Source organism: Flavobacterium oncorhynchi (assembly GCF_002217355.1).
GTDB lineage: Bacteria > Bacteroidota > Bacteroidia > Flavobacteriales > Flavobacteriaceae > Flavobacterium > Flavobacterium oncorhynchi.
This window is the reverse complement of record NZ_MUHA01000021.1, coordinates 15,291-35,834: the sequence shown is the minus strand read 5'-3', so window position 1 is coordinate 35,834 and position 20,544 is coordinate 15,291. Positions and strand designations below refer to the sequence as shown.

General features: G+C 36.0%; 9 protein-coding genes. All 9 read right to left on the bottom strand.

Annotation, left to right across the window (positions count from 1 at the left end):
- Positions 1 to 19 precede the first annotated feature (19 nt).
- Entirely contained in the window at positions 20 to 2,479 is a 2,460-nt protein-coding gene (locus B0A75_RS13495) for a pectate lyase family protein (protein ID WP_089054803.1), read from the bottom strand.
- A gap of 15 nt (positions 2,480 to 2,494) precedes the next feature.
- Positions 2,495 to 4,825, bottom strand: a complete 2,331-nt coding sequence (locus B0A75_RS13490) for a DUF5703 domain-containing protein (RefSeq protein ID WP_089054802.1) — start codon at positions 4,823 to 4,825, stop codon at positions 2,495 to 2,497.
- 249 nt (positions 4,826 to 5,074) lie between these two features.
- The gene (locus B0A75_RS13485) at positions 5,075 to 6,499 is read right to left on the bottom strand and encodes a sialate O-acetylesterase (protein ID WP_089054801.1); all 1,425 of its coding nucleotides are present in this window, start codon (positions 6,497 to 6,499) and stop codon (positions 5,075 to 5,077) included.
- A 157-nt stretch (positions 6,500 to 6,656) separates the two neighbouring features.
- A complete protein-coding gene (locus tag B0A75_RS13480) occupies positions 6,657 to 10,046 on the bottom strand; it encodes a glycosyl hydrolase (RefSeq protein WP_089054800.1) in 3,390 nt (1,129 codons plus the stop codon).
- 392 nt (positions 10,047 to 10,438) lie between these two features.
- The gene (locus tag B0A75_RS13475; protein WP_244284398.1) at positions 10,439 to 13,783 is read right to left on the bottom strand and encodes a glycoside hydrolase family 2 TIM barrel-domain containing protein; all 3,345 of its coding nucleotides are present in this window, start codon (positions 13,781 to 13,783) and stop codon (positions 10,439 to 10,441) included.
- A 122-nt stretch (positions 13,784 to 13,905) separates the two neighbouring features.
- Positions 13,906 to 15,030, bottom strand: a complete 1,125-nt coding sequence (locus B0A75_RS13470; protein WP_089054799.1) for a glycoside hydrolase family protein — start codon at positions 15,028 to 15,030, stop codon at positions 13,906 to 13,908.
- 138 nt (positions 15,031 to 15,168) lie between these two features.
- Complete coding sequence (locus B0A75_RS13465; protein WP_089054798.1) at positions 15,169 to 16,851, bottom strand: glycoside hydrolase family protein; 1,683 nt, start codon at positions 16,849 to 16,851, stop codon at positions 15,169 to 15,171.
- Positions 16,852 to 17,055: 204 nt separating this feature from the next.
- Positions 17,056 to 19,242 carry an alpha-L-rhamnosidase-related protein gene (locus tag B0A75_RS13460; RefSeq protein WP_089054797.1) on the bottom strand — a complete coding sequence of 729 codons (2,187 nt, stop codon included), beginning with the start codon at positions 19,240 to 19,242 and terminating at the stop codon, positions 17,056 to 17,058.
- Positions 19,243 to 19,680: 438 nt separating this feature from the next.
- Positions 19,681 to 20,499 carry an AraC family transcriptional regulator gene (locus B0A75_RS13455; RefSeq protein WP_244284397.1) on the bottom strand — a complete coding sequence of 273 codons (819 nt, stop codon included), beginning with the start codon at positions 20,497 to 20,499 and terminating at the stop codon, positions 19,681 to 19,683.
- Between the last annotated feature and the right edge of the window lie 45 nt (positions 20,500 to 20,544).

Sequence of the window (20,544 nt, the reverse complement as noted above, 5' to 3'; positions counted from 1 at the left end):
AAATCTGCGTGAAATCTCTTTACTTAATAAAGAAATTAATCGTTCTGCTCATTGAATCTCCATCCGCATCTTTTACAGTAACGATGAAAGAAGCGAAACCTTTATCTGAAGCCGTAAACTGAATTTCTTTTCCTTTTAAATTGGCTTTTCCATTTTTAACATCAGAGAAAGTGTAAACTGGTTTGTTTTCAAAACCTTTGAAATAATCTGCTACGTTTAAAACTTTTTTATCTTTTAAATTCACAAAATAATGAGGCTGAGCCAGCCAATCTAAATAATTATCCAACTGAGTAAATCCGTCTTTATCAGTATCTGAATTAGCATCTGAGAAATCTCCTGAAGCCGAGTTTTCATTTAATCCAAAAGCTTTTTCCCACCAGTTTGGCAAACCGTCATGATCAGTATCCCAATCTGCAGGACGAGTTTCTGATGCAAAATTTGGCCATCCTCCTGCATCTTGTTCGTTATCAATCATACCGCCTAAACCGCTTTTACTTCCTTTGTAAGTAAAAGTTCCTTTTAAAGTCTCATCTATGATTCGGTTATCATGTTTGTCAAAAAACGGCTGATTAGCACCAACATCAGAAAGTACATTTTTATAGGCCGCTTTCGCTGATTGTGTTTCTACATAAGAAGGAAAAAATGGTTTATCTACAAAAGTTTCATATTCCACTTTTTCTCTATTTGTTACAGTCGATTTTCTGCCTTTATCCTGAGATTTCTCATCAAAGTAACCAGGCATAATATTTCCGTTAAAATAATAACGTTGCATTCCTTTTCCAACACCTTCATGCTGTGCATTTAATGCCACAAATATGGTAGTTGAAGCACCTGGCTTGTAAAAATTATTGACAAAATTCACTTCGTTAGCTCCTCCGTCAGTTGTTCTTCCTCCCCAGTTGTAAACCACATTGTTTGTGATATCCAGTCTTCCTGTGTAATAACCGTCACCGTTTAAACCACCACCAATACTCCAGTTTCGACCTTGATTATGCGCTAGTAAATTATGATGAAAACTACCGATATCACCGCCAATAGTCGCAGCAAAACCGTGCATTTTTCCAGCAGGATATTTATCATGTCCTGCCACATTTAAAGCTTCTGAAATTAAAGTTCTTTGCAACGAAATATGATGCGCACCACGTGAGCTAAACGATTCATCAATTGTCCAGCTGATAGAACAATGATCAATAATACTGTAATCTGCACCAGTTAATCCCATTCCGTCAAAAGTAGTTCCGCCTCCGATTCTTACTTTTAGAAAACGAATCACTCCATCATTTCCTGTCAATCCAATTGGCGCTCTGCTAATCGTAATTCCTTCGCCTGGTGCGGTTTGTCCTGCAATAGTAATATAAGGCTGATTTGCTACTAATCTCGAAGCCAGTTTTATATTTCCCGAAACATTAAAAACAATCGTTCTTGGTCCAATTTCCTGATTGATAGCATCACGTAAACTTCCCGGTCCGTCATCATTTAAATTGGTCACTTCAATTACTTTTCCGCCACGACCTCCAACAGCATAACGACCGTAACCTTCTGCACCTGGAAAAGCTAATTGAGCAGGTTTGAACGACCAAACATTTCCTAAAGTCACTGCGCCATTATTATCCACTTCATCGATTCTCCAATAGTAAGTTGTACCACTGTATAAATCAGAAACTGTAAAAGATTTCTCCGTTAGTTTTCCTTTAAATTCTTTCGAAGCCTCTGTTGCATTTTCTACTGCATTTTTATCTTCACCGAAATATATTTTATGAGAAGCCACATTTTTTACAGCGTCCCATTTTAAAGTTAAAGTTTTCCCCACTTCAACATGTTCATCTCTATTTTTTGGTTGTGGAGTACGAGCCTGATTCATCAAATTTGGCGTATCAATTTCGAAGCCATTGATTACAATCTGTTTTACAATATCAGGATTTGAAGTCGGATCAATTTCAAAACGAACAATTACATCTTTGCCTTTTTCAGCATTAAAAGAAATGTAAGCCATTGAAGCATCAACTTTAGCATTGGCTCTCTGACTTGCATTTACTGTTTCCTTAAGTTTTCCGTTTACATAGATTTTGATTGGAGAAAAAGTTTTTCCTGTAATCACATCAAAGGCGTTATGAAATGTCAAAAGTGTATGTTTTCCTGCTTTCAATCCACTGATTTTTAATTCTAAATTTTCAGCCGTAACCAAACCATCACTTCCTAATCTATTATAAAATGGAGCGCTCATGCCCACTTTGTACCACTTTGAAGTAAAGTTTCCTTTTAACTTAAAAGACATATTATTAAATGATTTCTCCGCTTCTTTTCCTTCATTAATTACCCACGAATCATAACTCGGATCATGAACTTCTTCTAGTCTTCTTTGAAAAAAATCAAAGTCGACTTTTACAATTTGTTTATCAGTATTTTGAACTGATTGTGCTTGTCCATTTGTGGTCAAAAGCATGGACAAAACAGCACCACTTATTAATTTCTTTATCATTTTGATTGGCAATAGTTAGTTTAATTTCGTTTTCTCTGCTTCGGATTTTCCTAACAGATTTATAATGTCTTTTTTTCTTTCTTCTGGAATTACTTTTAAAACCTTTAACTCTCCATTTAGGAGTTCGACTTCAATCGTAGTATTTTGTTTAGCGTGTAATTTAAAATGAACGTTCCAATCTTTTGGCCACGCTGAGAAAAGATAAATCTTTCCATCTGCTTCCTGCAAAAGCATTTCTTGCATGCCAATCATTCCTGATCCGCCCCAATTATGATCTGGAACCCAGTCAAAACCTGGCCCCCAGAATGCTGGAAAACGTCTCTCTGAATTGGCCATTTTCATTGTATTATATTTTGCTGCGTCTTCGGTTAAACCCAAACGAGCTGAGAAAATATTGTCTTGTTTCCAGCCAATATGACTTCTAAATTTTATAGCATCAGAATCGTATTTCCATGTATTTAAAGCCGTTTCTAAATCAGGTTTTCCAATGCCGTAAATTCCCCACGGATAAACGGGATACAATTGCGGAACCTCCGAATTATTAACTCGTTCCCATGTTTTGGCAGGAAGTAAAACTTTATGATTTTCAATCTGCCCGAAATTTAAAGGCGGAATTCTGGTTTGAAATGCTTTTAAATATTCTGAATCTTCTTTGGATAATTGATTCCCAGAAAGGTTTAAAAGATTTTCAGTAATAACTTGCAAAGCCGAAATCGTGCTATTAGCATTATTCGCCATTTTATAAGTTTCAGCAGCTGAACCTGGAAAAAGAACTAATTTTCCGTTTCCATCTAAAGCTTTTCTTCCTCTTTGTTTAGCTAAATATTGATAATGCTCATCGAAAAATCGAAGACAGCTTATAATGAATTGATTGTATTTTTGAATGTCTTCTCCAGCATATTCTTTCTGTTGCAACATCATTTGGCAGAATTCAAAAACCGTATCCCATTCGTATTCCAGCCAAGCGTTATATTCCATTCCTGGATCGTAGTCTGCGGGACGTTTCCATTCGTATTCAGCAGGATTTGGTAAACCGAAGTTTTCTAATTGTTCTGTGAATGAAGCACCGTTATGTTTCCAATAAACCTGCGAACGCAATTCCGCATTTTTTTGAAGACTTACATAATAATCCAACTGCGATTTCATCATATCAAAATCCCCGCTTTTTACCATCGGGAAATAAACCAATCGCTGATTTTGAGCTGTCATCGTTCCGCCTCCCCAATTTCTGAAATCGGGTGTAAAATTCAGGTCCTTATTAGTATGAACAGGATCAACTGTAAAAAGTCCGCCGTTGAATTTTGTTGGATATTTTCCGTACGCATTGCACCCAAGCATATATCTAAACAACTGATAATTCTGTCCAATTTGATAAACCGAATCTTTGACAGTCGATTGATTTTTTTGAGTGAAAATAAAACTGCGATTCCAGAAATTATTCCACCATTTTTGAGTGTTTTTTTCTGCTTGTTTAGCTGTATTTTTATTTGCAGAAACCAAACTTTTCAATCCGTTATTCCAAGTAGAAAAATCAGATTGATTGGTATTTAAATATATTTCTAATGAATGTTTTTTGGATGGTTTTATACTTGATAAATTGAAACCTTTAAAATCTGTTGACTGATATTTTCCTAAATACGTTCCGCTTGGTTTTAGATTATTTCCTGCAATGAATCCGCCGAAAGTCAGATTCGCAATTGGGTTCAGCATTTGATCTTTTACCGATTCCATTTTCTGCTGTTTAACCGCTACATCAAAAACAGTATTTTCTCTATTTCTGTGATAAAACTTGATGCCGTTATTTTCAAACGAAATAGAATCTTTATAAGTAATAAGTTCTCCCTGAGGCACCCATTTATAGGAATTAGCATTGTTCTCTTTTCCTTTCGGATAACGGTTTTGATAACGCCAACTTTCATAAGAAGCTGACATTTTTAACGGATTTTTACTTTCTAAATCAACATGAATAATCGGTTTAAAAACATCAACCCAAAGTTTGATTTTAGTATCATTTTGCCCGACTAAAACGTAACCTTCTTTTAATTTTAATTCCTGATGAAAACCTTCTTTTCCTTCAAATGGATTAGGACTCAAACTCACTTTTACTCTTCCTAATTTCAATAACGTATTATGCTCATCAAAAGTCCCGCTTCGTGAAAAATAGAAATACAAATCGCCTTTCTCTACCCAGACATTCATACCAATATCTCCGCCTCCCAAAGGCATCGATTCTGATGAATTATTGCTTTGCGTTGTCCAAACCTGATTGTAATTATCGAGCGTAGGAATTTGCGCTTTAAGGCAAAGCGTGGTAAGGAAAAGTATTATCAGTAATTTATTTTTCATCGTTTTCTTTCCTGCAAGGTTTTGAAAACCTTGTAGGTATATTTTTTTATTTTCTCTCGCAGATTTAGCTGATTAAGCAGATTTATTTTTATCTCCTAAATCTGCCAAATCTGCGAGAATTATAAATTAAGCTTCTTAAAAATCATTATAGTAGATCCAAATCTTTGTCGAGTTACTTGCGAAGATTTCTCCTTCGTCGAAATGACAAACTAGACGCCAAACTCATAACTCATCATTCACAATTCATAATTACCATTCGTCTGTTCTAAAGGAAGAAACCGGTAAACCGCCTGCACTAAACAATTCCGCTTTTGCGAAATCTTTCCATAAATAACGAACAGCAACTGGATTTTTTACTTTATCAGAAGTTAGAACTACTGATTTTCTTCTAACAACCGTTTTAGAAGGATAGAAAACTTTATCTTCTCCTGCTATTTCAAAACCTAAAACTTCTTTATCATAAGACGTAATTCCATTGGTAACATCATCAAAAGAAACTGTTAAAGCGCCATCTTTTATTTCCATTGATTTGTATTTCGGACTTTCGAATTCGAAACCTTCGATTCCGTAAGTTCTTGCCAAAGCCTGAAAAGCCAAACGGTTTCCGCCTTTTTCTTTATCCATTGGATGAATGTTATTTTCTTCTCCTACATCCATTAAAACCGCCATTCCAGAATTCGGAATTTCCTTCGAAGCCTTAAACTGCGCTTCTCTTATATATGCTGAATTGTATTTTTCCAAATAATCTTTTGGATGAAAAGAAGCATAATTAAACGGCGCAATCTGAGCGAAATAAAAAGGAAAATCTCCCTGATTCCATAACGTTCTCCAACTTGAAACCATTTTCTTCATCAAAGCGGTATATTCACTTGCTCTTTCGTAATTCGATTCGCCCTGATACCAGATACAGCCTTTGATTCCGTAACCAATTACAGGCGAAAGCATTCCGTTAAACAAAGTCGTCGGAACACGATTTGGATCTTTTGCTAATTCTTCTTTTGTGGTCGGAATTTTAGCGCTTGCAAAATCTTTCAGCATTTCTTTATTCATCCAAGCTTCCATGCTTGAACCGCCGTAAGAAACATGAATCAATCCCACAGGAACATTTAAAACTTCCTGTAAAAGCGATCCAAAATACCAAGCAGTTGCACTAAAATTGGATGTTGATTTTGGAGAAGCTTCTTCCCATTTCCCTTCAAAATCTTGCAAAGGTTCTAGAACAGTTGCTCTTGGAATTGTAATTAAACGAATGTTTTTATTGGTTGATCTTACGATAATTTCATTTCCGTTTTTAACGGGTTGTCCTTGAAATCCTTTCAAAGGCATTTCCATATTCGATTGCCCCGAACAAAGCCAAACTTCGCCCAATAAAACATTTTTGATGGTTACTTTTTCAGTTCCTTCTGAAACTTCAATTGTATATGGTCCACCAAAAGAAACAGTTTTTAAATCCGTTTTCCATTTTCCAGAATTGTCTGCTTTTGTTTTATAGATTTTAGAATCCCAAGAAGTTTTGATTACCACATTGGCGTTTTTTTCTGCCCAGCCCCAAATTGGCGCGTTGGATTTTTGCTGTAACATCATGTTGTTTGTAAACAATGCTGGCAGTTTGATTTTGGCATTGATTTGAAAACTTGCTAAAATCGTTAATAATGCAATAATTGATTTTTTCATTTTTTTTGTTTTTTTGCCACAGATTAAAGGATTAAAAAGGATTATTAGTTTTAGTTATGTCAGGCTGAGCGAAGTCGAAGCCCGATTCTAATTGAAGCGCCCTTCGACTTCGCTCAGGGTGACAATCCAAATAATCATTTTAACCTGTGGCTAACATTTATTTCTCCTGTAAAATTATAACTGGCCCTAATAATCCAGCTTTCAACAACGGTTCCCCTTCTAATCGAAATGGCGCTGTTGTCCACGTTAATCTTTCTTCTTTTGGCAATTTTTGATCGCCGATTAATCTATTTGCCCAAGTATTTGTGACTTTAATTTCTATTGAATTTTTTCCTTTTTGTAAAGCTTTTGAAATGTCTGTTTTGAAAGGGAAAGTCCAAAGCGTTCCACAGTCTTTTCCATTGATTTTGATTTCGGCAATATTTGAGATTTCCCCTAAATCCAACCAAATTTTATCTGTGCTTTTTCCTTTCCAGACAAAATCTTTTCTATAGATTACAGTTCCCGAATAATACTTAATCTGATCATTTTCGGAAGTGCTCCAATCAAAAAGCTTATTTGTTTTTACAACCTCTTTTGGGCCTTTAAATTCAGGATCAAACTGCAATTCCCAGTTTTCACCTAAAGTCTGAACTTTCTCCAATTCAGAAGACTTTCCTTGTGCTAAAACTTCTTTCGTTTCTCCTTTAAAAATCACAAAACCAGACTCGTTGGCCTCTAAAGCTATCGAAACAATTGTTCTTCCGTTTTCAATTTTCCAATTCGCTAAATCCGAAGTTTGATCTATTACGGGATTATACCATTGCGGCACTTTTCCTGCTATTCTGAAAGAAGCATCAAATATTCTTTTTTCTCCTTTTTGATTGGAAATGAAATAAATATCTTCAGTATCCGATTTACGATGTGTCCAAGCCAATGTTTCGGCTTCCAAACGCTTTAGATTACGAAAATAAATATCCTGAGTAATTCCGATGGAAGTAAAATCATTTCCTAAATACGGTAATTTAACAACCGTTCCTTTTCCGATTTTCCATGTTGATGAATTGGAATTATTCCAGATTTCATCAATTATATCCTGCCATTTCTTTTGATCGGTTTCTGATTGAATTCCTGGCTGAAGATTCGGTTTTTCATCTACAAAAATCGTTGCACCGTCTTTTAGTAATTGCAATATTTTTTCGGCGGAAGCCAAAGACAAAATCTTATTTGGTGCCATTTTATGACTTCCCGGAAAGAATAAAGCTCCATATTCAATTCCGCCATCAAATGAGATTTTTCCGTTTACCACTTTCGCACGATTAATTAAAACATCAGCGTTGAAAGAATCATATTGATAACCATTTAGCGGATTAATCCATTGTGATAAATCAGTTATGTTTTTAGAATAGGTGACTTCTTTTGGCATTTTTGCCGTTGGCTGACCTTCATTTTCTAAACGGATTTTCTCGCTTTCCAATCTTTCTTTTCCGAAAACATTCGGAATAAAAGGAACCAAACGATCTGGAACAAAAGAACGGGAAGGAAAATCTTCGCCAATAAAAACTGCCAGATCAATTACAGGTTTTCCTTTTTGCAATTGAAACTGCACTCTTTGACAATAATCAAACCAAGCTTGCCCAGGCTTCCACCAAGTTTGGTCTCTTTGGAAAAAGGTTCCAATGTCGTCCAGAGTCATTCCGGGTTTTCTGTCCGTCCACGGATTATGGACAAAAACGTGATAGAATAAACGGTTGATTCCTAAAGCATAATTGAGGTCTGCTGTTGTTTTTAGATTTCCGGGATGTTCGTCCCAATCCATTCGTAAAGCGGTAAAAGATTCTGCCTGAATAATATCTTTTCCATAAATATGTCCGCCCGAAATGGCATCAACCATATCGAAAGGTTTGTCATGTGTTGGGCTTTTCAGCCAAAATTCTCCACCCGGATAATCAACATATTTATAATGTAACAATGCATCGCTCATCATTGTTGGTGCAACGTTTTCTGAACTTAACTTAACGTTATATTCTTTCGCAATCTGTGCTACAGTTCCATAGAAATTATCGGACACTAAATCGGCAATTGTTTTTCTAATATCGTATAAAACTTTCTCTGAGAAATCGGCACTTTCTATCGGAATTCCAGCCATTACAGGCAAATATTCTACAATATCGTAACCGCGTCTCTTTTTAAATTCAGCCTGAAAAACCGAAGACCAATTTTGACTTCCGCATTCCCAACTGTCAAAATGAAGGATTTCTAAAACTTTTGAAGCCAATTCTGATCCAGCAGAACGAACGGCTTCTCCAAACCAATGATCCAATTGAAAACGAATTAATTCAGGATTAAATTTGTCAACTTCCAGTCCTTTTCCTGCTCCGCCAGTTGCATTTTCATGCCCTGTAGAAGTATGTCCCATTCGGATAATTTTCCACTTTCCTTTTGGTGCTTTCCAATTCAAATTTCCATCAGCATCAACAAAATTGGAAATATTGATGAATTCTGATTTTTTGAATGCATCAGAATTTGGAATTTCTTTTTCAGTAGTCTGTGGAGTCAAACGCCAAATTGCTCCTGATTTTCCTTCGTAATTATTAATTAGCGACTGATTCGAAAGTGTAATTTTACTCACTTTCAGGTTTTGTTTCCACTTCGCAAAATCCAAATCTTCTGCTCCGGGTTCTGTCCCTTTTGGATCGTAAACAAATCTGAAATATTTTGCTGTAACTGGCGTAATGGTATGTGTATTTGGGAAATCCATATCCTGCCAGCCATGACGCGGTGCAATCAGTCTTTCGTGAAATCTAAAATGAACGCCGTCATCGCTCACTTCCACAATTAGACGTTGTGCCTGAAAATCCCTTCCTTTGGTTTCAATGACAATTGATTTGCAGGTAAAAGGCTGCGCAAATTCGTATTGAATCCATCCTGCATCTACAAACTTGAAGTTTTCGTCTTTTTTAGGATCCGCCAAAAACAATGCATCTGTATTGTTTGATGTGGTTACTTTTGGCAATTGCACCTGCGACGTAATTTGGTATTCTTTAATCGGAATCGCAAAAGTGGCAATGTCTTTATAATAGTCTTTGTAATGCGCTGGAACTGGTAGTTTTGACGTAACTTTTTTTCCGCCTAAAATTTCAGTCGTCGACCAAACTACTTTCTGCATCGACATTTCTGGTGTAATCCATGGCCCGCCTGCAACGGCAAATCCGTCTGCTCCGTGAAAAGCTAGTTTCAAACCTAAACGATCTGCTTCTTTAAAAGCCCAATGAATCATATCCCAAAACTCCGGACTCAACTGCAAAACCGGCGGATCTATCAATGGTGGATTGGCTGGCCCTTTGATAGTCATTAAATAAGCACCCGCAATTCCCGCTTGTTTCATAGCTTCTAAATCGGCCGTAATTCCAGGTTTAGAATACGCCGATTTCATCCAATACCAATATACCCAAGGTCTTGAGGATTCTAATGTTGGCTGAAAGTTGGTTTCTTTTTTATGGACTTCCTGTGCAGAGACGAAGCTTGCTAAAAGGAGGATAAAAAAGAGGTGTTTTTTTTGAAACATTTTATTGTTTTTATTTTGTTTGTAAACCCGACAGGTTTTTGAAACCTGTCGGGTTTGATGTATTATTTGTTATTAAAAACATAGCCAATGGTTTCAACCATTGGGACGTAACGTGATTAAACAATACGTTTCCAGAGGTTTAAACCTCGGGCTATGTTTGATGATCTGTTTGATCTGCTAAATCTGCGGGAAAAATTTTCTCTCGCAGATTTGGCTGATTTGGCAGATTTTTTACTTTTTTTCGTCTTTTTTGTCATTTCGACGTAAGGAGAAATCTCCACAAGTAGCTCCGTAACGAAAATCCTATCTTTGTGGAGTTTCTTGCGAAGATTTCTCCTTACGTCGAAATGACAAACTGTAACTTTTAATTCTTAATTTTTAATTATCAATTACTAATATTTAAATTTCTTCAAACTATTTTCCAATTGATTTTTTGAACCCCTGAAAGGCGTCAAATAAAAACTATACTCATAATTTCCAGACTTAATCTGATATTGTTCTAAAGGCTGTGCAACCAATGTCCAGCTGTCGTTTCCTCCTACTCCCATTTGGATTAAATCGATGTTTACAGTCAAGAATCCAGGATCTTTTAAATCATATGTATGACCAGATGAACTCAAGTTTTCTTGTGTATATGGCCATGCGCTCATACTTAAAACTTTGGTATCGTTTACTACTAAAAATCCGTTGTTTTTTTGCGGAGTAGTCAAAGCCATCCATCTTACATCACATCTGTTTCCGTTTTCTTGCGGTTTTGGATAATGTTCGATAAAATCATTAATTGGAAGCGAATATTTCCCAACAAACGAACCGAAACTTCTGTCGCTGTAATTTTCTAGTTCTCCTTTTCCGTACCATGAAATCTGATCGAATTTTCTCTGAACTCCCATCTGCATTCCAATTTTTGGAATGTTTGGTAGTTTGTCTGAAGCTTTTAAACTGTAATCTACTTTTATTAATCCGTTTGGTAAAATGTTATAGACTACGTTTACACTCGCACTGTCTTTTATTACTTCGTAATCGCTTGTAATTTTGATTTCTGAAGCTGATTTGTCAATTGAAATATTAACCAATTTTGGTTTTGCTTTATACCATTGTTTCAACAACTTTTGCGATTTCCATCCACGTTTGTCATTGTCTGTAAGTGGTCTTACGAAGTTCGGAAGCAACGGCGCAAAAACTTGCTCTTCTCCGTTAAAAATATAAGAACTTAAAGCTCCGTTTATTTTTCCAATTGTAATATCAAAAGTTTTTCCTTTGATTTTGAAATCGGAATCAGATTCTGAAACGTTTAAAATTTCTTTTTTAGATTCTGGAGAAACGACTTCTTTCTTTTTCAATATAAACTGATCTTCCGCAACAGCGTAACCTTTTGAAGTCCAAAATTCATCTTTTGAAAGCTGGAATTCTATATTTAAAATATATTCGGCATCGGCTTTCATTTTTGGAAGATAAGAACTGATATCTAAAGTTGTTGATTGTCCTGCTTCTACTTTTAATGGTTTTAAAATTTGAGTTTTAATTACATTTCCGTTTTCCAAAACTTTTAAAACCGGAATATAACTTTCTAATGATTTAACAGCCTGACGATTTTTAATTTCTAATTGATTTCCGTTTAAAGTCGAAATCGCTGGCTGATACACCCATTTATTCTCAAAAATAGAACCTTTTGGTTTTCCGTTAGAATCTACAATTCCTTTTGTATTGAAGTTTCCGTCATGGTATTTCTCGCCAAAATCTCCTCCGTGAGCAAAATAATTCTGACCAGATCTGGAATCAAATTTCACGATTCCCTGATCTTTAAATTCCCAAATACAACCTCCGATCACTCTTGGAAGCGAACGGAATTCATCCCATAATTCTTTTAAATTTCCAACTGAATTCCCCATTGCATGCGAATATTCCACAAAAATAATCGGACGAGTATCTTTCTTTTGATCTACTAAAAATTTCGGTGTAAAAACGCCCGGATAAAAACGACTGACCATATCAACATACGAATCATCCTGCGGATTTTCGAATCGATAAGCGTGATCGATTGTTTTTGGATATCTTGGATCAAGCGGATCAATATATCCGTCTAATTTGGCATTTCCCTGCGCAGGTTCGTAATGAACTGGACGTGTAATATCGAAATCGTGAACCCAACCTGACATTGCAGCATGATTTGGCCCTTTTCCGCCCTCATTTCCTAAACTCCACATCACAACCGACGGATGGTTTTTATCTCTTTCGACCATTCGAATCATTCGTTCCATATAAGCATTCGTCCAAAGTGGGTCATTGCTTAATTTACCGCCAATTCCGTGTGTTTCCTGATTCGCTTCGTCCATAACCATGATTCCGTATTGATCGCATAATTCGTAGAAATAAGGATCGTTTGGATAATGGCTCGTACGTATAAAGTTGAAATTGAACTTTTTAATCGTGGTAATATCTTGTTTGATATCTTCTCTCGTAACCGCTTTTCCTCTTGTCGGATGATGATCGTGACGGTTTACGCCATAAACGTAAGTTTCTTTTCCGTTGATGAGCATTTTTCCATTCTCTTTCGAAAATTCAATTGAACGGAAACCTATTTTACAGCTTTTCGCCTCAGTAACATTGCCATTTTTATCTTTTATGGAAATAACCATTGTGTATAAATTAGGTTCCTCTGAACTCCATTTCTTCGGATTTTTGATCGTTTCCTGAAAGAATCCAAAACGAACATTATCCAAACGAGGATAACTTTCGTTAATTAAATCAATTACTGGTCTTTGAAGTGGTTCTTTGAACATTGCAGTATTATTGGCATCATATAACTGTACATTCATCGTATAATCTTTGACTTTTTCTCCTGTAAGATTTTCTACTTTTGGGCGCAGTTTAAAGATCGCATCTGTATATTGTTTGTCTAATTTCGTCTGAACAAAGAAATCCTGAATACGTAATTTCGGCTCTGCCATAATGAAAACTTCACGCTGGATGCCGCTCATACGCCAATGATCCTGATCTTCTAAATAAGAACCATCCGTCCAACGAATGACACGAACTGAAACTACATTTTCCCCTGTTTTTAAATAAGGCGTAATATCAAATTCTGATGGCAGAAAACTGTCTTCTCCATAACCTAAAAATTCTCCGTTTAACCAAACTTCAAAACCTGAACTTACGGCTCCAAAATGCAAAGTCACGGTCATATCTTTCCAATTTTCAGGAACAGTAAAACTTCTTTGATAAGAACCAACTCCGTTATAATCTTTCGGGATATATGGCGGATTTATTGGTCGAAACGGATATACAGCACTTTTGTAAATTGGATTGTCATACCCTTTCATTTCCCAATTCGAAGGCACTTCTATTTTATCCCAACCTGAAACAGTATTTTTATAGAAATCTTTTGAAGCTTCTTTTAAATTTACAGCATATTTGAAATCCCAATCGCCATTTAGCATCTGGATTCGGCTTTTGGTTCTGTCGCCTTTTAGTGCGTCTTCAACAGAAGTGTATGAATATGAAGTTGCTCTTGATGGCTGTCTGTTGATGCTTGTAATTGTTGGATCTTCCCACGGAGCAAATTCGTATTTTTTATGTAATTCCGGAACTCCCGCTGGTTCTCCTGTTACGGATTGGGCGTTTATTCCGTAAGATGTGAATAGTAAAATGTAAAATGTATACGTCAAAAATCGTAATCGTAAAAATGGATTATTGTATTTTGATTTTGATGTAAACATTGGCTTTATATTATTTTTCATTATTATTTGATTCAATTGTCCCTAAGGGACAAATTTTCTCTGTGCTATTTCTTTTCTACCGACGAGAGGCTCCTAACGGAGTCATTTCAGTTGGGAGTATTAAGGTATTTCATAACTCATAACTATTTCTTCGTCTTTTTCTCCGGCGGTGCCACAAAATTCAATTTGCTTTTCCCTAAATCTTTAGACGTTGCAATGGCAATTCCTCTTTGTTCTGCTTTGTTAACGGCACAGTAAAAATGATAGACAACGCCATCATGTTTTACAACAAATGATTTATGAGCAAACATATCATCATAAGGTTCAGAAGATTTAACTAAATCGTCACCTTTCCAGTCCGTCCAGTTTACCAAATCATTCGAAACGGCAAACCGGTTAAACGCACCTTGATCCCATCCCGTCCAGAAAGCTCCAAAATAGAACATTACCCAAGTATCATTAATACGCTGAATATAAGCATCTCCCGAAATTCCTTTATGATGATTGATTAAAGGTTTATCGCCATAACGTTTCCAAGTTTTCATATCATTTGATACTGCCATAGCAATACGCTCAGCACCTTTAGCAGGATTTATACTATCGCCACGGGCATTATAATACATGATAAAATTGTGTCCTGTCAGTTTATCTTTATCACGGATTACACTGTTTTTGTACATCGTACTATTATCCCACCATCTGGCGTCTTTGTCTTTTGGCGTTAAAACTGGATTTTCTAATCTTTGGAATTCGTGTGGTTTTGTCGGCGCTTCTTTTGTATATGCCATTCCGATTGATAAAACCCCTGCTTCGTAACCTTTGCTGTCTCCGCCAAAATAACTCATCCAGTATTTATCATCATACTTTTCCCATTCGTAACTTCCGCCCCAAGTAAGGTCTTGCAACGAAATATATCCTGCTTTTTGGTTTACATCCCAATGTTTTTCATTTTCTGAAAAAGACATTACTTTTCCCAAATGTTTCCAGTCTAACAAATTATCACTTTCTGCTAACCAAGTTTCATAACCTCGTCCATCGTAAATTAAATAGGTCATATACCATTTCCCGTCTTTTCTAAACACACTCGGACAATCCATTTTGTATGAGTTGTCGGTAGGAACCATTACCAAACCGTATTTATAAGGCGTTTTGATTTCTTCATAAATCTCCTGCATTACTGTTTCGTTGATTTCTCTTTTCTTATATTTAGTTGCACAGCTTGTTATGGCAAATGCTGAAATGGTTAAGATTAGGTATTTAATTTTCATTTTTATGTTTTTTTTTGCCTTTTAGGCGCTATCCCGATGGCTATCGGGACTAAGTTTTTTCTTATTTTTCTCTCGCAGATTTTGCAGATTTAGCTGATTTTTTTTTATTTGCCTGATCTGCAAAATCTGCGGGAAACTTTAATTTATTTTTTTCAATTCTTTTAATTTGGATTCCATTACATCTTTATTCAGTTTGACTTTTACCATTCCGGTTGGGTGAAATCTCCTTTTTAAATCGATGGCATTATACACTATAGTATAAACATCGTTTCCTTCCGGGATTAAACATAATGGCGTTCTCATAATATCCCACCATTTATCGACTTTAGTTTCGATTGGTAAATAATGTGCTTCTGCCCAATTAATTCCGTCTGCTGATAACGAATATGCAATCATGTTGGGTAAATGGTGCCCCCAGCCGTCTGGACCTCCGTCGAAAATAGCAATGTACAGACCGTTTGGTAATTGACTAACAATTGGATTTTCAACAAACTGTGGATGCATGGTTTTAATGGGTTCCAAGCCTTTGTTCATTCTCAACCAAGGACCTTCTAAACTTTTGGATTCGGCTAAAGCTACAAACCAGCCTTTTCCTGATTTCTTCGGATAATCTGCCCATGAATTGAATGGATACGCACCGCTGTAAAATCCGAAATATTTGTCGCCTACTTGATACGGAAAAAACGAAGCAACTCCCTGACGTCCTTCCCAAGGCTGAGAATCTAATCCCGGTTCCATAATGATTCCCATATCTTTATATGGTCCGCCAATTCCGTTGATTCCTTCAACCATTGATTCACAACGCCAAATTCTTCCGAAAGAGTGATTTGGTTCTATTTCTTTACTTACCGTATAAGCCAAATAATAGCCGTACCATTTGTTTGCTTTTTCATTAAAAACAGGCATATACGACCAAATAGCAGCACGACGATCGTTCATTGGATTATCATCTTCCGTTACAGCGTAAGTTCCACTCGCTTGGTAGATTGTAGATTCTCTTTTCCAATGGATTGCATCTTTGCTTGTCCAATGTCCAATTTTGGTTTTTACACGATCGTAATAATAATCTACGCCTTTTTCGCCCGCTCTTTCGGTTGGAAACATATGATAGATATCTCCGACTTTTACCACACGTCCACCCTCAAAACCGCCTTGGATTTCTTCTGTTCCAGACATTCTTTCATCAATAACGGGTTTGTTCTCTCCACCGATAATTTCGAAAAGCGGTTTTTCATCTGAAAATCCTTCAACGATAAAAGTTGGATTCCAAAGTTTTCCGTCTGGGAAATTGGCATTTCTTTCGTTTAGTTTTTCAGAAGCTTTTACAACTCCTAAAAAAGCAAATAATCCTTTTCCAAAATTTAATGTTTGTGTTCCTTTTGAAAAGGAAACCGCATAAACATTAACTGAAGGCAATCCTGTTATAGTAACCCCACTTTCTAAAATTAATTTAGCATTTTGAAGTTTATCGGCTTGAAGATACTTAGCATTTTTATCCTGAAAAACACCAATCAAAACAGTTACTGGTTCCTTAAATTTTAATTGTAACGGAGCATTCGTTCCATTTTTATATTTGTCTAAAGGAAGTTCAACGCCTTGCAAACCTTGTAATTCTGGAGCTAAACGAACAATATTGTGTTTGCTTCCTGAAAACACATGAGCGTATTGTGTGGTTTTGAAAGTTTTGTAATTTGATTTTACAATCTCAAATGATGCTGGTTTCCATGCGGTGGTTTGTGCTGTGGCTTGAATGCAGACGGTTAATAGCATTAAGAATGCTGTTTTTAATTTGAAGCTGTATTTTGTGTTTTTTGAAAACATTGGTTTTTTATTTTTTTATTGGCTTTTATTCTTTCTTATGCATTTCCCCCAAATCTTGTCATTTCGACGAAGGAGAAATCTTCGTTTGCTGAACACGCTTTGCATATCAATCTTTGTGGAGCTACTTGCGAAGATTTCTCGTTCCTCGAAATGACAAACTAAACGTAACACACTAAACTAATTACATTACTAAGGACTAAGAACTCAAATAGCCTTATAACTCACTTTATACTCCACATTAGGTTTTACAATCAATTGATATTTATTTTTTGCTAATTCTGTAATCGTTCCAGAGTTTGTTTTAGGTTTGCTGGCACTTTCAAAAATCAATTTCCCTTCTCCTTCGCCTGCTTTCACTTTAATTTCTTTGGTACTACAATACACGGCAACTTCTCCGTTTGGTGTTGGCACTTTTCCTTCCATCCATTTTAAACCTCCTAAATTTGGTTTAATTTCATATTCTGAATAACCTGGAGCAGTTGGTTTTACACCCAAATAATATTTCCCTAATAAGTAAATCGGACTTGCGCCCCAAGCGTGGCAAAGGCTTTTTCCATAAGGGCGACCGTACATCGTTAAATGCTCCGTTCCCTTTTTGTTCGGATTGTATTCTTCCCAGAAAGAGGTTGCGCCTTCATTTAACATTCCGCCCCAATAATCTTTCATTTCTTTTAAAACATAATTCTGTTCGCCCATCGCACATAATGCTTCCAACTCGTAAAAACGCATATATGGAGTTGTGATTTGAAGAACATCTTTATTCAAGAGTACTTTATTTTTTACGCTTTGTTTTTGCTCTTCAGTAAAATAATTAAAGAAAATACCGAACATATTAGCGTATCTGGTTACAATGCTTTGAATTTTTCCATCAATACGCTGATGCTTCATTACGTTTTCCTTTTTATCCCAAAACACATCAAATAATTTCGTTTTTAAATCATTACCTAATTTTTGATATTGTTTTTGGTCTTCACTTTTCCCCGCAATTTCAGCACTCACTGACATAGCTTCAAGACTTCTCGCTAAAAGCATTTGCTCAAAACTAACTTCGCCTGTTTTTGGCAATCCGTCTGCCCAGTCAATAAAAACCCAATCGCCTTCTAAAGGTTCTAGGAATCCGTTTTTGTTTCTTCTTTCTAAACAGAAATCCATAAGTGATTTCATTCTTGGATAAAAAGTCTTGATAAATTTTGTATCGCCCGTATGCAAATAGTAATCGTAAACACCTACAAACCAATACAGCGAATAATCCATTATGATATTGACGTGAGCAGTTACAGGATCTTTTCCGCGAAGTGCTAACATAGTTCGTTCTACCGAAGCCGAATCAAAAAACAAATAATAATTCATTAAATAACTTTGATAAGCATCACCAGACCAAACCCAGCGATCACGTTTGATTCCGTCAATAAAAAATTCACGAGACGTTAAATGCATCGTGTAAGCCGACACATCCCAAATTTTATTCAATTGTTCATCAGAAGATTTGAATGCACCACGATAGTCCAGTGGCAGATATTCATAAAGCATCGAAATCGAATCATATTTTACACCTGCATCTGCTTGTACCTGAACATAGCGGAATGCTTTCGAACCATCATGTGTATAAGTTTCAGATTGTTTTCCATCAAAAGATAAATGATCTAAAGTTTCGCATTTGGCAGAATCTAAAGCTTCTTCACGAGATTCGCCATAATACAATGCTAATTTACCTTTTCCTTTTAAACCATGAATTTTAATGTAACCAAAAGTTTCTTTACCAAAATCTACTAGTTGACCAGCTCCTATTTTTTCTGTTTTTTTAGCGCTTAAAGGTTTGGTTGTTAGTTTAAACTGAGAAGGTTTATTTTCTGGAGAATTAAAATTCCAAGAACCAACAGGAACCCATGGCGTACCAGATTGTTGTGCTTTTCCAGTTTCATCAATCCAAAGTTTATCTTCATTGGTTACTTTCCAAGATGCATCAGATTTAACATAATTACCAGCAATATAAATAGCCGGCAACACTTCCTGATTGTAAACTTTAAAAGAAATTTTGTGTTTTCCGGCAGGAATTGCGATTGATTTTGGCTGTCCGTAAATCTGAACGCCATCTAGAAGCAATTGAAAAGGTCCTTCTGAGTAAATTTTCACTTCGTCTGACTTTGGAATATCTACTTCTGTTTGAAAAGTAACCAAAGCGTACGGACTGTAATATTGCCAAAGCGGAGGGAATACCGCTTCACGTTCTGTACGTCTTACTTGCATTTTATTGCTTAACCAAACTTCGAAATCACCTGGATACCAGATCCATGTTGCTTCTTTTGTTTTCTCCTGTGCAGATGACAGAGAACAGAATAAAAAGGCAACAAAAAGAAGTAAAGTCCTAAAAATAGAAAAGCGGTTTAGCATAGTTAGTATATTTAGGGACTAAAGATAAGTGTTATTTTTACATTTCACAACCTGTAGTATCCTGTTATTTCATAAAAAATTGCAATGTTTGATAATTTTTTAAGGGAAAAATTACGAGTTATCACTTTTTTAGTACTAAAAAAAATGATGTTACAATTTTAGAGGACGCTGATGAGACGGATTTACTTCGTAAAGACACTGATTGAAACGGATTTTTTGTTTTGCGTATTTTTTGTCATTTCGACGAAGGAGAAATCACACGTGAGATTCGACAAAGATTGAAAACATACTTCATGGAGCTTCTAGTGTGATTTCTCCTTCGTCGAAATGACAATGATTGCGGTTATTTTGGATATAACTAAAAGAAAAAATCTGCGCAAATCCGTGTCTTCGCTATAGCAAACCCGTTTAATCCGCGTTCTAATTTAGACTAAGAAGCTAAGCAATCATTCTATCAGATTCATTTTCATCTTCTAAAATATAATTAGAAGGTGTTTTGCCTAAATGCTTTTTAAACATATAAATAAAGGCGCTTGTAGTTTCGTAACCTAAATTGAAGGCAATTTCTTTAATGGATTGCTTTTCGCCCAAACGTTTTATGGCTTCTAACAATTTTAAACGCGTTCGCCAGTCGCTGAAATTCATTCCCAGTTCTTTAATAAATAAGCGGGATAAAGTTCTAGTGCTCATAAAAGAAATTTCGGCGTAGTATTCTATCGTGTTTTTGCTGGCAATATCTTCCATTAAAAGCTCGACTACTTTTTGAAGTCTTTCGTGATTGGTTGTTGGCAAAAAGGTTGCACTTGGCTCAATTAAAGCTAATTCGTCTAAGAAAACTGCAATGATTCTTTTTTGTGGCGGAGTTAGATTTCCTTCTATTCCAAAAGAAATAATTTTGAAAACCAATTGCTTTAAAAACATCGGAATATCAAAAGAAAAACTATTTGTTGGCAGTCCTTCCATTGCAGACGGATCAATAAAAACGCTGTAATAATTAACGTCTTTCTGAAAAGTAACTTGATGTTCCACTCCGCCTGGAAGCCACAAGCCCTGCAGCGGATTCACAACCCAAATATTATTTCCCACGACAACGTTCATCACGCCACGTGTAGCATAGATTAACTGACCTCTTGGATGTGAGTGCGAAATACACATTTCGTTGGTTACCATTTCGGTATAGCCAATAACAGGAATTGATGGATCTACTCTGTATCCATGCTCCTGCGCCATTCGATATGTCCGAATCTGGTTATTCATTGTCCAAATATAGCAATTCTGACATTGGTATTCTTTTAATCTTTG